Here is a 14,292-nt window from a genome sequence, read left to right as displayed (position 1 = left end):
GCCACCGAAATCGAGCCCACGCCCGAATTCGGCACCCGCGTCGACACCACCTACCTCCTCGGCATGGCCAAGGTCAAAGGCGACGTGAAAACCCTCCTCGACATCGACCGCGTCGTCGCCCCGGAAACCATGCAATCCATCCCCGCCGCCGCCTGACCGCGCGCGATCACGCCACACCCTTATCGCCCGCGAGGGCGAAGTTCAGGACAGAGGATCTGACATGATCCAGGGACGGGGCCGCGAGTTTCGGACAGGAGACTCGCGGCCCCAATCTTCCGAGGAAGAGATTTCAATCCTTCCCATGGGAGATTCTCCTAGGCACCAGCGCGGAGTTCGCTTAACGCTGGAGGTGACTTAGGGCCACTTGAAGATCGCGACGAAAGTCTATTTCGGTGCCGCCGCAGCCGCGGCCCTGATCGCATCGGACGCCATCTACGACTATTTCACCTGGCAGGAAGCCGAGCGCTCCGCGGAACTACATCAACAGGCCGTCGTCGCCGAAAAAGCCGCCGCCCGCTCCGCCACGAACGCGTTTGCGCACCTGCTCACCACGCTGCAAGCGCCCCCGCCGGCGCTACCCGCCGCGTGGGACGACATCGGCCCCGCCGGACATCAGGCCGGCGACGTGCTGCGACAAGCGCTCGACAAGATCCACACGCTCGAAATCGTGCGCGACGCCAGCGCCGACGACGAGTTGGCGAAGTCCCTCGCGCGTCTCACGGAAGCCGGCAATTCGTTCGAGCGCGAGTGGCGCGAATTCGGCGCCATCGTCAACTCCACTCCGGACGTCCGCACCCGCTTCGCGCGAAACATCATCCTGCCCCGCATCGAGGACGACATCCTCGCGCCGCTCCGCCGATTCCAGCTGCAACTCGAAGTCGGCCGCCTGCGCGCCGAGACCGCCCTGCACGCTCAATCCCGCCGCGAACGCCAGCGCCAGCTCGTCGGCACGGCCTTCCTCGTCGCGCTGCTTCTCGGCGGGCTCTACGCCGTCAACCGCCAATTCATCCGCCCGTTGCGCCGCATCGAGAACGAGGCCCGCCGCGTCAACCTCGGCGAACAGCTCAGTGTCGGCTTCACCTACACCGGCCAAGACGAGCTCGGCGCCGTCGCCCGCGCCATCAACGACGCCATCGACACGCTGCGCTCGAACGCCTTCTCCCGCACCGAGCTCGAGCGCCTCGTCGAGGAACGCACCGCCGCCCTGCGCGAGCGCGAGAAAAAGCTCCAGGAAAACCGCGCCCAGCTGCAGCGCGCGCTCGATGGCAGCCAGCTCGTCACCTGGGAGTGGAACGTGTTCACCGACGCCGCCGAGATCAGCGGCCTGCTCACGCAGATCCTCGGTTACGCCCCCGGCGACATTCCCTCCACCCGCGCCGCGTGGGAACAACTCGTGCACCCCGGCGATTTGGAGCGCGCCCACGCCGCCAGCGAGGCCCACGTGCGCGGCGTCACGCCGCGCTACGAAGCCGAGATTCGCCTCCGCGACGCCGCCGGCCAGTGGCGCTGGATCCGCTCCCTCGGCCGGATCGCGGAGCGCGATGCCGCCGGCCGCCCCATTCGCATCGCCGGCACGCACGCCGACATCCACGCGCGCAAGACCGCTGAGGAAAAACTCGCCCGCAGCGACGAACAGCTGCGCCTCGCCCTCGCCGCGTCCGGCAGCGCCCTCTGGGACTACGACGCCGATCGGGAGGAGGTCTACCTCGACGAACGCTGGCCCGAGATCGCCGGCGGCGCGCCGGGCGCCCGCCGCGAGTCCCTGCGCCGGCTGCTCGAACTGGTTCCCGTCGAGGATCGCCCCGAGGTCCGCCACGCCTACCGCCGCGTCGTGCTCGGACACACGGACGATTACGTGATTGCCCACCGCGTGCGCCGCGCGGACGGCTCGTTGCGCTGGATCCGCAGCAACGGCAAATGCATCGCGCGCGACAGCCGCGGCCGCGCGCTCCGCCTGATCGGCACGCACACCGACATCACGATCGCGAAACGCTCCGAGGAAGCCTCCCGCCGGCAGGCCGAGCTTTACTCGGCAATCAGCGAGACCGCGCTCGACCTGCTCGCCCGCCGCGACTCGGCCGACCTGTTGCAGGCCATCGTCGACCGCGCGGCGACCCTGCTCGACTCCCCGCTGGCTGAGATCTCGTTCCTGCACGAGGACAAGCTCCTCGTCCGTGCCCACCGCGGCCCCCTGCCCGAAGGCGCTCAGGAGCCCGTCGGCCGCGAGGCGACACTGGCTTGGCGCGCGCTCGACACGCGGCAGCCCGTCGTCGTCGACGACTACAGCGGGCTGCCCGACGGTCGCGCGGCCTACCGCACCGCGGGCATGCGCGCCGCCGCCGTGTTTCCGATTGTTCACGGTGATCGCGCCATCGGCGTCCTCGGCCTCTGCCGCACGGCGCCCGATCACCCGTTCAACCTCGATGACCTCCAAAAAGGTCAGCTGCTCGCGCAGCTCTCGGCGCTGGTGCTCCGCAACGCGACCATCTACGAGGACGCCGTGCGCGTCGCCGAGGCGAAGACCACCGCCTTGCGCGAGAGCGAATGGCAACTCCGCGAAGCCCAACGCATCGCCCGACTCGGGCATTGGGAATACTCCTTCGAGAACGGCAACCGCTTCGAACACTGGTCCGACGAGACCTACCGCATCTTCGGTCTCCCGCCCCAAAGCGCCGTCGTGGATCGCGCCTTCTTCGATTCGCGCCTGCACCCGGACGATCTCGCCGCCGTCCGGCACGAGGTCGACGCCGCCTTTTCCGGACGTCGCAAATTCGCGATGAACTACCGCATCCGCCGCGCGGACGGCGCGATTCGCCACATCCACGACGAAGGCGAACCCAAGCTCGACGCGAGCGGCCGCGTGGTCGGCATGCAGGGCATCATTCAGGACGTCACCGAACACCGCCTCGCCGAGATCGCCCTGCGCGACAGCGAGGAGAAGTTCCGCAGCCTCTTCGACGACGGTCCCGTGCCCATGGTGCTCGTCTCCTACCCCGACGGACAAATCGTCGACATCAACGCCGCCGTCACTCGCGCGTTCGGCTACACGCGCGATGACGCCATCGGCCGCAACGTGATGGAGTCCGGCCTCTGGCCGGACCACGCCACGCGCGAGAGCTACGTGCGCCAGCTGGCCACCGAAGGCCGCCTCAGCGACGTCGCCGTGACGCTCAAGCACCGCGACGGCCGCGAGCTCGCGCTGGTGATGCACAACCGGCTCGTGCATCTCGCCGGGCGTTCCTACTCGCTCAATTCCTTCCTCGACGTCACGCACCTCAAGCGCGCCGAGACCGCCCTGCGCGACAGCGAGAAGCACTACCGCACCCTCGTCGAAGCCATCACGCAGGGCTACTACGTCGCGAACCGCCGCAGCCAATTCACCTACTGCAACCCGGCGATCTTCGCCATCGGCGGCTACACCCCGGAGGAATTGGTCGGCACCTCGTGCTTCCGCCTCATCGCTCCCGAGGCGCGCGACGACATCGTTCGCCGCTACAAGGGCTGGCTCGCCGATCCCGCCTGCAAGACAGTCTCCTGCGAGTTCCCGGTGCAGACGAAGGAGGGACGGAAATTCTGGGTCGAGCAGACCACCGACTTCGTGCGCGACGACCGGGGCGTCGTGATCGAGGGGCGCAACATGCTGCGCGACATCTCCGAGCGCAAACAGGCCGAGAAGGCGCTGCGTGAAAGCGAGGAGCGCTTCCACGCCGTGTTCGAGGAAAGCCCCATCATGATCCTGCTGCTCTCGTTCCCCGACGGCCGCATCATCGAGGCGAATTCCGCCGCCTCGCGCGGCTTCGGCATCGAAAAATCCGAAGCGTTGGGCAAAACCTCCCTCGATCTCATGGCGTGGGCCGACCCCGAGGACCGCACCCGCTACCTGCAGCTGCTCCAAGCCGAACGCCACGTCACCGGCTTCGAAACGCGCCTGCGCCGCCGCAACGGCGACGTGTTCCCCGTGCTCTTCAGCGGCAGCCTGATCCAGATCGCCGGCCAGCACTACACCCTCAACTCGATCCAAGACATCACGGCCCAACGCCAGGCCGAGGCGCGACTGCGCCAGACGCAAAAGATGGAGTCGCTCGGCACGCTCGCCGGCGGCATCGCCCACGATTTCAACAACCTCCTCACCGGCATGCTCGGTTCGGCGGAACTCGTGCGCCTTGAGCTGCCATCGGGCCACGAGTCCACACGCTGGCTCGACAACATCGCCGCCGCCGGCGTCCGCGCCAAACGCCTCGTGCAGCATATCCTGACTTTCTCCCGGCGCACCGAGGGCGACTACGGCCCGATCGATCTCCCGCGCGTCGTCGAGGAAGCGTTGCGCCTGCTCGGCTCGACGCTGCCACCCATGGTCGAGATCTCCGCGCAACTCGACCACCATTGCCCCGCCGTCCGCGGCGACGCCACGCAACTCCACCAAGTGGTGATGAACCTCTGCACCAACGCCTGGCACGCCCTGCCACCGATCGGCGGCCGCATCGAGGTCGCCATCGATTGCGTGGAAGTCGACGCCGCCCGCCAACTCGAACATCCCGATCTCCCGCCCGGCACCGCCGTGCGCCTCGCGGTGGCCGACAACGGCAAGGGCATGAGCGCAGAAGTGCTCCAGCGCATCTTCGATCCGTTCTTCACCACCAAGGAAGCGGGCCGCGGCACCGGCTTGGGCCTCGCGGTCGTCCACGGGATCGTGCGCAGCCACGGCGGCACGATCACGGTGCAAAGCACGCCGGACGTCGGCACCCGCTTCGAAATCTATTTCCCCGTCGTCGCCTCGGCCGCGGCCGACGCTCCCGCGCCGGCGACCGCCGCCGACTACCCGCGCGGCCAAGGCCAGCACGTGCTGCTGGTGGACGACGATGCCGGCCCGCGCGCCGCGCTCGCCGGAATGCTGGAATATCTCGGCTATCACGTCGTGATCGCGCGCCACGCGCCCGAAGCGCTGCTGAAATTCTCCGCGACACCGACCGCCTACGATCTCGTGGTCGCCGACTACGCGATGCCCGGCATGACAGGCCTCGATCTCGCGCGAAACATCCGGCTGGCCCACCCCGAATTGCCGATCCTGATCGTCTCCGGCCATCTCGAAGCCGAACAGCAGACCGAGAGTTCACGCCTGCGCATCGCCGCCGTGCTTTCCAAGCCACCGACGCTCGCGGACCTCGCCCGCGCCGTCGCGCAAGCGCTGCGGCCGACCGCGAACAGCTAACGCCGTCCGAGCGCGCGGCGTCCATCCCGCGCCCGCAGGCCCCGCCGCGAGGAAAACGAAAACGCCGCGGCGCGGGCCGCGGCGTCGTATGCGCAAAGAAATTTTGTCCCGCTCAGGCGCTGGCGAGCGCGGGCTGCTTGCTCAGGCTGGCCTTCGCCTCGTCCACGCTCTCGTGGAAGGTCCACGTGCGCGTGTCTTCGAAGCCCTTGCACTCGGTGGCGATGACGGAGTTGCCGACGATCGCGAACTGCATGCCGAGGTCGCGGCAGGTCTGCATGGCCTGCACGAGCAGCTTGATCACGCCCATGTGGAGGGACTTCAGCTGGTGCACGTCGATGATCACCTTGTTGTGACCGGCATCGACGGCCTCGGCCATCTTCGGCTTCATGTAGGTGGCGACTTCGGCGATCACGGACTGGGAGCTGTTGTCCGAGACCTTCATCATCAGGCAATCGCCCTCGATGGCGAAGTAGCGCTGGGAGGTGTCGAGGTTCATCGCCTTGGCGATCTTCGTCTCGAGCTCGCCGAGATCGATCGGCTTCGTGATGACCGTGGTGAAACCAACCGTCTGCGCCTGCTGCTGCGGGGCGGTCTCGGTCTTCACGACCAGGCCGAACACGGGCGTGTATTTCGTCTTCACGTTCGTGCGGATGAGACGGAAGAGCGTGAACGCCGCGTCTTCCGGCAGCGACAGCGAGATCATGATCAGATCCGGCGGGGACTTCGTGCAGAAGTCGATCGCCTCACCCTGCGTGCTGACGCCATGGATCTTCCACGGCGTGTGCTTCAGGCCTTCCTGGATCTGCTGGACGATCGCGGGCTTGTCCTCGACGACGAGGAGCGTGGCGGGATCGAAAATGGAGCGCGCCTTCGCAGGACCGTCGGAGAGCGGCTTGAGCTCGATGATGCGGCCAGCCTTCTCGACGAGGACTTCCTCCTTGAACGGCTTCACGATGTAGTCGCGCACGCCGATTTTGGCGATCTTGAGGACGTTGTCGCGGCCGCCTTCGGCGGTGAGCATCATGACGGGGATGCTCTTGAGCTGCGGGTCGGCCTTCAGCTTCGTGAGCATTTCGACGCCGTCCATGACGGGCATGGTGACGTCGAGGAGGATCAGGTCGGGCATTTCCTTCGCGGCCACCGCGAGGCCCTCGACGCCGTTGGCCGCCTCGAGGATTTCGCAGTCATACGGCTTGAACGCCTTCCGCACGATGATACGGACAGTTTTGGAATCGTCGACGGTGAGAACTTTGTTGCGCATGGGTGGAGTCGGAAAACGGTTCAGTTGCCGGTCTTCATCAGAATGTCGGTCACGATTTTGTGGCCGCCGCATTCGAAGGAGTAGATGTAGCGCTGCGCCGAGCTGATGGGCTCCACGCAGAAATTGCTGCCGCGCAGGATCGAGGGGATCGTGAGCATGCAGGGGTAGCCGGCGTCGCAGAGGCCGTTCTTGAAGGAGCCGACGCTCATGTTGGTGAGCTCGCCGATGGCGTCGTTGACGACCTCGTCGCCCGCTTCATCGACCTCGGCCTCGCTCATGCCGAGCAGCTGGCAGGTGCAGATCTTGGCGAAGTGCACAGGCAGGTAGAGGTAGATGAGGCCGTTGGCGTCGCCGATGAAGCCGACGGTGCCGACAACTTGCGGAGCGCAGTTCGCGCCATCGACCGGGATCGGCGGCCAGCTGGCTTCGCTGCCTTGCGTGGCGGTGGTAGCCAGCGCCGACGATTGGCCCAGCATGGTTTTGAAAACGTCGGCGATGGCACGGGTGATGTTCTCGCGGACGAGGGACTCGGAGATTTCCTGGGTGGCGGGCATGGTAATTGGGTGCTCGTTGTCGGGGACGCGACTCTGCAAGGTTATCGGCCCACCTCCGCGTAGACTTTACGCGAAATTTCGTGGAAGTGTGTGCGTGCGAACGCCGGCGACATGATGTTACATCGGCACAGCCGAATTTGACTGAAATCGCACCGCGCGTTCGCGTGAACAGCACTGGAATAGCGTCGTGTCGCGCAGGCAGTGCACTTGCGCGCGCTTTCGCCGGGCGCGCGCAAGCGCGCTGCCTACTTAAACCGGAGCGCTTTTCCCGAGCGGGGTGGCCGCTTCAGTCGGCCGCGTCCGCGCCGACCTCGATCGGGTCGCCGGCATCGCGGTATTCCTGGAGCTTGTTGCGCAGCGTGCGGATGCTGATCCCGAGCAGTTCGGCCGCTTTCGTGCGATTGCCGCCGGTCTGCTGCAAGGCCGCCTTGATGGCCTGCTTTTCGAGTTCGGCGATGGTCAGCACCTTGCCGCTCGCATCGGTCGTCGCCACGGCGGACGACTCGGCGACGCTGTTGCCGTTGGCGGTCCGCTGCTCGAAGTCGAAAGGAACGCTGGAGTTCAGCAGGGCTTCGCCGGACGAGGTCACGCTGCCGACGAGCGGCAGGCCGAGCGCAGCGGCCGAGACGGCCCGGCCTTCTTCGGTGAGAATGACGGCGCGCTCGATCGTGTTTTGGAGTTCGCGGACGTTGCCCGGCCAGCGGTAGCCGAGCATGGCGCCGCGCGCGGATTCGGAGAAGCCGGCGACCTTGATGCCGAATTTGCGGGCGTAGCGGGCGAGAAAATGATCGGCGAGCGGCAGGATGTCCTCCGCACGCTCCCGCAGCGACGGCACGTGCACCGGGAAAACGTTGAGCCGGTAATAGAGGTCCTGCCGGAACGCGCCTTTCTCGACGTAGCCGATGAGGTCGCGGTTCGAGGTGGCGAGGATGCGGACGTTGACCTTGATCGTGCGATTGCCGCCGACGCGCTCGAATTCGCGCTCTTGGAGCACGCGCAGGAGCTTCGCCTGAAGGTTCGCGGGAATTTCGGAGACTTCGTCGAGGAGCAGCGTGCCTTGGTTGGCGAGTTCGAAGCGGCCTTCGCGGCGGTCGGTGGCGCCGGTGAACGCGCCGCGCTCGTGGCCGAAGAACTCGCTCTCGATCAGATTCTCGGAAATCGCGGCGCAGTTGACCTTGATGAAGGGATTCTGGCGGCGCGGGCTGCGGCGGTAGAGTTCGCGCGCGACCATTTCCTTGCCCGTGCCGTTCTCGCCGGTGATGAGCACCGTGGCGTCGGTCGGAGCGACGCGCTCGATGAGCTGGCGGAGGCGGAGCATCGTCGGGCTTTTGCCCACGATGGCTCCCTCGTCCTCGCCCTGCTGGTCGCTGAGGAGCTTGTTGACCTGGAGCAACTGGCGGTAGGACTGGCCCTTCTTGATGATGATATCGATCTGCGAGGGCGTGAAAGGCTTCAGCACGTAGTCGAACGCGCCGGCGCGCATGCACGACACGGCGGATTCGATCGAGCCGTAGCCGGTGACCATCACCACGAGCGGGCGCTCGGGGAGCGTCGCGAGGCGCTCGAGGAATTGCTGGCCGTCGCCGTCGGGCAGACGGATGTCGAGCATCACGAGGTCGAACGACTCCTTGGTCAGCAACGACTCGGCCTGCGCGAGCGTCTCGGCCGTCGCGACGATGAATTTGCGCCGCGTGAAGATCTCGGTCTGGAGATTGCGGACGACGGGCTCGTCTTCGACGATGAGGACTTTCTCGAACGACATGGGGTGCGCGAGCGGCGCGAGGCCGCGAATCAGTTGGAACCTACACCGCTAGAGGACACCGGCGAACGGTTCAAACCATTCCTGTGTTCAAAGGTCCGGCGCTACTGGCGGCGTCCATCAGCCGCCGCACGCGCGTCAGCACCTCCGAAGGCGCGTAAGGCTTGGGCAGATATTCGACCAGGCGGTTGCGCTCGAGCGGAGCGACGCCACGACCGGAGACGCTGCCGCTGGTGACCAAAACGGGAAGTTCGGGAATCCGGGTGCGAAACCGCGCGCAAACATCGCGGCCGTCGACATCCGGGAGACGACAATCGGCCAGCACGAGCAGCACCTCGCCATGACGCTCCGCGAAAACCCGCTCCGCACTCGCTCCGTCGGCACACCAGATCACACGCAACGACATGGATTTCAGCAGCGCCGTGAGCATGCTGGCGATGATCTCATTGTCTTCCAGCAGCAGGACCGCATTGCGTCGCGAAGGGTCGGAAGGCGCCGGAGACAGTGATGAGGAATCACGCATGCGGAAGGGGCATCAGCCAATCGGCCCTAGCCGGGACCGCGAGCTTTCTTTCCGCTTATTCCCGAAAAATATTCCTCAAGTTTCGCCCCAGAGTGGCGATTGAGGCGATTGACTCTTTCTGTTCATGCACACTCGCCTGCTCTCCTTCCTGTCCGATTTCGAGCGCGCCCTGGCGGCGGATGATCCCGCGCCCCTCGATGGCAGCTGGGAAACCTCCCGCACCGTGAACTATCATCTCGGCCTCGCGCGACTGAACTTGAGCGTCCGCACGGCGGCCGGCCTGATTTCCCGCGGCCAGGTGCTGCTGCAAAGCTACGCCCTCGCCGATGGCACGCCCTGCCTCAAGGCTGCGCTGTCATGGAAGGGCACCGAGCAAAGCGCCACGCACTCGATTTTCTCCAAGCCCGATGTGAACTGGACCAGCGAAGCGCGGAAAGTGGCGGCGGAGTGGATGGCGGTCGCCGTCGACATCGTCCCGACGGAAGACGCCGGCGCCCGGCTCGCCGAGGCGGTTTGACCCTTCCCTTAAACTGATCGCTCACGTTCAGGTCTCCCGCGGGAGGCCTTTCTTTTGGGGCTCACGCAGCTGAGGCACCGAAACAAAAAGGGCCGGCTGATGCCGGCCCGGAGGAAAACGCGGACGACGCGTGCAGGTTACGCCGCGGTGTTGAGTCGCGATTCGACGAGAGGCGCACCGCCGGAATAGACGGGGGCGACGCGCGCGAGGCGGCTGCGCGCCTCGTCGATCCGTCGCAGTTCGCCTTGCAACCGGGCGAGGTGGGAATCGAGCAGCACGGCGTTGCGCCGGCGCTGCGCGACGAGCTCCTCCACGCGCGGACGGAGCAAAGCGACCGTGGGATCGACCGCGAGCGTGCAGAGCTTTTCGACGAGCGGGGCGGCGCGCTCGGAGATTTGGACCGCTTCCACCAGATCCAGCGAACGCAGCAACACCGACTCCTGGCTCGCGAGGTCCTCGAGAGCAGTGAGCAGGCGTTGCGCGGTCTGGAGCGGCGTCTCCATTGGATCAGGCGACGCCGCGAACGTGCTCGGTCGTCGAACTTTCGTGCTTGGCGAGCATCTCGGCCCACGCGTTGCGCACGTCGCCGAGCAGACGCTCGACCTCGATGATCGGCTCCTGCTGCTTGCGGAGGTTGGCCTCCATCAGGCGGCGGAGGTAGTAGTCGTAGAGGCGGTGCATCTCGCGGGCGAACTTGCCGTCGCCGGCCTCGAGATTGAGCGTGCCCTGGAGTTCGGAGATGATCGCCTGCGCCTTGAGGAGCTGGGTATTGATCACTTCGTAGCGCCGGGGATCTTCGCTGGAGAGTTCGAAGCCGCCACGGGCGCCGTGGAGGGCGCGCAGCGCGCCATCGTAGAGCATCAGCACGAGCTGGCCGGGGCTGGCGGTGAGAACCGCGTTGGAGCGGTAGGTCCGCGCGTAGTCTTGGGCAACCATGGTGGGCTCAGGACTGGTCTTCGGAAAGATCCGGGGAATTGAGGATCGCCGCTCCAACCTGGCGGAGGATGTCGGCGGACGGATAATTCGGATCGGCGGCGAGCTCCTTGGCGCGCGCGACGACCTCGGGACGGATTTCGGGCTGCGCCTTCAGGGCGGCGTGCAGCGTGGCGGATTGCCCGGCCGAGAAGCTGTCGGCACCGGGACCGCGAACCACGGGTTTTTGCGGGACCAGCGGCACAGCGTCCGTTCGTGCCGTCCGGTCAGAGGGAGAAGTGGAATGAATCATGGACTCAGCGTTGGTAGGAACGGTCAGCCGCTGATGGCAGGGAACGCCGTTGGTTGATAGGGTCAATATCGTCGGATCGCGGGGATTCTTTAGATGTAAACTGTCAAAGTGCGCATGAGATCAGCGCGGGGGCAAAGTGCGGAACATCTCGCCGGCCGCGAAGGCGGCGTAGCGGGAGGGACTGAGCAGGGTGGCCGGGCTGAGGTCGACCGGGCTGCGGCCTTGGGCCTCCACGAAGGGTTGGCGGCGCGCGCTGTTGGCCACGGCGGGGTCGCTGGCGGAGATCACTTCGTCGAACGTCCAAACGAGGCGGACGTCGCGCGTGGTCGCCAGCTTGCTGCGCAGGCCGATCGATTGCGGGCGGTAAGGCTGGTAAACGGTCACGTCGGTGAAAAGCACCGCGTCGACCGCGAATCGCTTGGCCAATTCATCGAGCATGCCGTGGGGCAGCGCGGCGGTGGACGAAATCTCCGCCGTGCCGAACAGCCGCCGCAACTCCGCGCGGGGCAGCGAGACGACTTCGAAACGTTGCTGAACCTGCAACGCCTGCGTCACGGCGGCATCGAGCGTGATCGCCGTTTCCTCCGGTCCGAGTGCGCCGAGCGCCACCGGCAACACGAGCACGCGGCGCACCTCGGCGGGCATCTGTTTCTCGCCGGCGAAATTGCGCGGGGCGTAATACGGGCCGAAGCGCACCGGGTCGTTCAGGTCGGGCGTGAGCTCGCAGCCGGCGAGCAGGAAGGTGCCGGCGAGGCCGGCGGCAACGATGACGAAGGAGCGGCGGAGTGCGTTCATCGTCAGTTGTCGCTGTTGTTGTTGCCGAAGGCGTTGTCGAGCGCGGAGGCCTGGCTTTGCGCGGCGGACTGGGCCTGCTGCATCTTGATGAAGGCGGTGGTGAGCCGCTCCTCCTCCGCGGCCAACTGGGTCTTCAGGCGATCGAGCTGGTCGTTCAGGCTTTCGTTGGCCTTGCTGAGCCGGGACTGCTGGGCGCGATTGTCGGAAGTCAGCGTGGTGAGCGACGTGTAGAATTTCGAAACAAAGCCCGTGCTCGAGGTGAGGAAGAACGCGCTGACGTCGTCGGGCTTGTCGGTGAGGGCGGTCGCGAGCTTCTCGCTGTCGGTGACTTTGAGCTGATTGCTGATGCCGTCGAAATCGATGCCGAGGTCGTTGAGCTGGTCGATCGTGCCCGACAGGCCGCTGATGGTGTTGAACGCGAGGTCGCGCAGCTTCGTGCCCCACCCTTCCACTTCGTGGTCGCCGGTGAGGACGGAGGTGGCGACGTTGGTGCCGGTGATCGTGATCTTGGTATCCTCGTCGATCTTGGATTGGACGGCGTTGAAAGCGTCGATGAATTTGGTGATGTAGCCCTGCATCGACGCGACGTCGCTGCCGACCGTGAGGGTCTGTTCCTGCTCCGTGTTGACCGTGACGGAGAGCCCGCTGATGCCATGCACGCTGTCGGTGAGGGTGTTGCTGGCACTGCTGAGCGTTTCGCCGCCGTTGACCGTGAAGAGCGCGTTCTTACCGCGGGTCAGGCTGGCGCCGGCGCCGCTCGTGAGGCCGAGCGCGGCGAGGATGCCGTTGCTGTCGTCGGTGACGCCGATGCCCACGTCGCCCGTCGTGTTGTTCGTGAGCATCATGCGGTCGTTCGCGGAGTCGTAGCTCGCGGTGACGCCGGCGGTGGACTTGTTGATGCGGGAGATGAGGCTCGAGATCGTGTCGGTCGCGGAATTGTAGCTGATGCTCACGCCGTTAATGGCGAACGAGCCGGAGCCGCTCGGCGTGGTGGCAAGACCGGCGCTGGCGAGGGCGGCGGTGGTCTTCAACGTGCCGAGCTTGCCGGAGCTGGCGACCGAGGATGCGCCGTTGTTGGCGAGTTTGAAGACGGAGAGGAAATTGCTGGTGTCGTTCGCCGCGCCGAGCACGACAGTCGAGGAACCGGTCAGGGTCACCTTGTCCGTCGCCGCGCTGTAGCTGGCGGTCACGGCGCCGCCGGTGGCGGTCGAGATGGCGTCGAAGACATCCTCGAGCGAATCGGTGGTGGCGACGGTGACCTGATTGCCGTTGACGGTGAAAGTGCCGGCCTTCACGGCGGTGGCGGTGCGGAGATTGGCCACCGTCAGGCCGGAAACGTCGTCGGTGGCGGAGAGGGACGAGCCGATGTTGTCGGCGCCGGCGAGGCGCGCGCTCGTGGCGAGCTGGGTGACGTCGAAGGTATACGAGCCGACCGCCGCGCCGTTGGACGAGGTCGAGGACCAGGTGGTGCTGGAGGCGGAGGAGACCGAGCGCAGGGAAAAGACGTTGTCGGTGCGCATCGCCTGCGCAGCGGACTTCAGGTTCTCGAGGAGCGTGTTGATCTCGCCGAGGGCGGTGGTCTTTTCCTGGTTCTTCGCGACCTCCGCCTCGACCGGCTTGATGGTCGCGGTGCGCTGCACGTCCATCAGCTTCGTGACGATTTCCTGCCAATCGAAAGCGGAGTTCTGCAGGAGGTTCGAGATTTTGATGCCGGCCATGGGAGTGTGTCGCGGGGCCGCCGCGTGAAAGGCGCGGACTGCCCCACACCTTCATCGGCCGTCCCGGCAAAAAGTTAAATGAATCTGCGTTCCGCAGAAAAATTTTGCCCGGCAAATTTTGACCAGTGGAAATCGCGGTTTCCCGAGTGAAAGCCTCTTCGCGACGCGATCGCGCGAAACACCACCGGAAATTTTTTCCGCTTGTCGGCGGCTAAATTTTCCCCCTCGCGCGCCGTTACCTCTGTTGCCGCGAATCAGAAACCAAGGCCGGTCCGTCCTGGAACCGCTAATCTGGGGCCGAATGCGACACGGACGTCGCATCTAAAATCAAGGAAGATACCATGTCAGTTGTCATCAACAGCAACTTCGCCGCGACCGTCGCGTCGAACAACCTGGCCGCGTCGAATGAAATGCTCCAAAAGAGCCTCAATCGCCTCTCGAGCGGCTCGAAGATCGTCAATCCTGCGGACGACGCCGGCGGCCTCGCCGTGTCGATGAAATTGTCCGCCGCCGCGAAGCGCTCCAGCGCGGCCAACACCAACATCGCGAATTCGATCTCGTTCCTGCAGTCGCAAGACGGCGTGCTCAAGGTGACCGGCAAGGTCCTCGAACGCCTCGGCGAGCTCCACACGCTCTACCAGGATCCGACCAAGAATTCCGATGACCTCGCGAACTACGACGCCGAGTTCACCGAACTCCAGAGCGAGCTCGATTCCCTCGCCGACGAGAAG

The 14,292-nt window shown here is 65.8% G+C and carries 13 protein-coding genes; 4 read left to right on the top strand and 9 right to left on the bottom strand.

The window, feature by feature from the left end:
* Both HZA32_05710 and HZA32_05705 read left to right on the top strand, forming a co-directional pair.
* On the top strand, positions 1-156 hold a 156-nt coding region (locus HZA32_05710), incomplete at its 5' end, for a chemotaxis protein CheW (protein MBI5423563.1).
* A gap of 208 nt (positions 157-364) precedes the next feature.
* Positions 365-5,209, top strand: a complete 4,845-nt coding sequence (locus tag HZA32_05705) for a PAS domain S-box protein (GenBank protein MBI5423562.1) — start codon at positions 365-367, stop codon at positions 5,207-5,209.
* Positions 5,210-5,321: 112 nt separating this feature from the next.
* Here the strand turns inward: HZA32_05705 and HZA32_05700 are convergent, their stop codons facing one another.
* The 4 genes from HZA32_05700 to HZA32_05685 all read right to left on the bottom strand — a co-directional run bounded on the left by HZA32_05700 (position 5,322) and on the right by HZA32_05685 (position 9,306).
* On the bottom strand, positions 5,322-6,470 hold the full coding sequence (locus HZA32_05700; GenBank protein ID MBI5423561.1) for a response regulator: 1,149 nt from the start codon (positions 6,468-6,470) through the stop codon (positions 5,322-5,324).
* A gap of 20 nt (positions 6,471-6,490) precedes the next feature.
* Positions 6,491-7,024 (bottom strand): chemotaxis protein CheX, encoded by a 534-nt coding sequence (locus HZA32_05695; protein MBI5423560.1) that lies wholly within the window; start codon positions 7,022-7,024, stop codon positions 6,491-6,493.
* A 286-nt stretch (positions 7,025-7,310) separates the two neighbouring features.
* Positions 7,311-8,786: a sigma-54-dependent Fis family transcriptional regulator gene (locus HZA32_05690; GenBank protein ID MBI5423559.1), complete on the bottom strand. Its 1,476-nt coding sequence runs from the start codon at positions 8,784-8,786 to the stop codon at positions 7,311-7,313.
* Positions 8,787-8,856: 70 nt separating this feature from the next.
* Entirely contained in the window at positions 8,857-9,306 is a 450-nt protein-coding gene (locus HZA32_05685; GenBank protein ID MBI5423558.1) for a response regulator, read from the bottom strand.
* 124 nt (positions 9,307-9,430) lie between these two features.
* Here HZA32_05685 and HZA32_05680 point away from each other — a divergent pair, with 124 nt between their 5' ends.
* Positions 9,431-9,823, top strand: a complete 393-nt coding sequence (locus HZA32_05680; GenBank protein ID MBI5423557.1) for a hypothetical protein — start codon at positions 9,431-9,433, stop codon at positions 9,821-9,823.
* A 137-nt stretch (positions 9,824-9,960) separates the two neighbouring features.
* On the opposite strand, the gene HZA32_05675 is transcribed toward HZA32_05680, so the two are convergent.
* The 5 genes from HZA32_05675 to fliD form a co-directional block, all read right to left on the bottom strand.
* Positions 9,961-10,326 (bottom strand): hypothetical protein, encoded by a 366-nt coding sequence (locus HZA32_05675; GenBank protein ID MBI5423556.1) that lies wholly within the window; start codon positions 10,324-10,326, stop codon positions 9,961-9,963.
* A 4-nt stretch (positions 10,327-10,330) separates the two neighbouring features.
* Positions 10,331-10,759: a flagellar export chaperone FliS gene (gene fliS / locus HZA32_05670; GenBank protein MBI5423555.1), complete on the bottom strand. Its 429-nt coding sequence runs from the start codon at positions 10,757-10,759 to the stop codon at positions 10,331-10,333.
* A gap of 7 nt (positions 10,760-10,766) precedes the next feature.
* Positions 10,767-10,976 (bottom strand): hypothetical protein, encoded by a 210-nt coding sequence (locus HZA32_05665; GenBank protein MBI5423554.1) that lies wholly within the window; start codon positions 10,974-10,976, stop codon positions 10,767-10,769.
* 192 nt (positions 10,977-11,168) lie between these two features.
* Positions 11,169-11,843 carry a hypothetical protein gene (locus HZA32_05660; protein MBI5423553.1) on the bottom strand — a complete coding sequence of 225 codons (675 nt, stop codon included), beginning with the start codon at positions 11,841-11,843 and terminating at the stop codon, positions 11,169-11,171.
* Positions 11,844-11,845: 2 nt separating this feature from the next.
* Positions 11,846-13,561, bottom strand: a complete 1,716-nt coding sequence (gene fliD / locus HZA32_05655; protein MBI5423552.1) for a flagellar filament capping protein FliD — start codon at positions 13,559-13,561, stop codon at positions 11,846-11,848.
* A gap of 341 nt (positions 13,562-13,902) precedes the next feature.
* On the opposite strand from fliD, the gene HZA32_05650 reads away from it, so the two are divergent.
* Positions 13,903-14,292 (top strand): flagellin (locus HZA32_05650; GenBank protein ID MBI5423551.1); only part of this gene is annotated, 390 nt, incomplete at its 3' end.

Source organism: Opitutia bacterium (assembly GCA_016217545.1).
In the GTDB taxonomy this organism is placed as follows: Bacteria; Verrucomicrobiota; Verrucomicrobiia; order Opitutales; family Opitutaceae; genus Didemnitutus.
Note: the sequence above shows the minus strand (reverse complement) of the source record. Positions and strands in the feature narration are given on the sequence as shown.

What these genes read in the sequence shown, in the direction of transcription:
- HZA32_05700 (MBI5423561.1), bottom strand. Translation starts at nt 6,470, where the DNA reads ATGCGCAACAAAGTTCTCACCGTCGACGATTCCAAAACTGTCCGTATC.
- HZA32_05695 (MBI5423560.1), bottom strand. Translation starts at nt 7,024, where the DNA reads ATGCCCGCCACCCAGGAAATCTCCGAGTCCCTCGTCCGCGAGAACATC.
- HZA32_05690 (MBI5423559.1), bottom strand. Translation starts at nt 8,786, where the DNA reads ATGTCGTTCGAGAAAGTCCTCATCGTCGAAGACGAGCCCGTCGTCCGC.
- HZA32_05685 (MBI5423558.1), bottom strand. Translation starts at nt 9,306, where the DNA reads ATGCGTGATTCCTCATCACTGTCTCCGGCGCCTTCCGACCCTTCGCGA.
- HZA32_05680 (MBI5423557.1), top strand. Translation starts at nt 9,431, where the DNA reads ATGCACACTCGCCTGCTCTCCTTCCTGTCCGATTTCGAGCGCGCCCTG.
- HZA32_05675 (MBI5423556.1), bottom strand. Translation starts at nt 10,326, where the DNA reads ATGGAGACGCCGCTCCAGACCGCGCAACGCCTGCTCACTGCTCTCGAG.
- fliS (MBI5423555.1), bottom strand. Translation starts at nt 10,759, where the DNA reads ATGGTTGCCCAAGACTACGCGCGGACCTACCGCTCCAACGCGGTTCTC.
- HZA32_05660 (MBI5423553.1), bottom strand. Translation starts at nt 11,843, where the DNA reads ATGAACGCACTCCGCCGCTCCTTCGTCATCGTTGCCGCCGGCCTCGCC.
- fliD (MBI5423552.1), bottom strand. Translation starts at nt 13,561, where the DNA reads ATGGCCGGCATCAAAATCTCGAACCTCCTGCAGAACTCCGCTTTCGAT.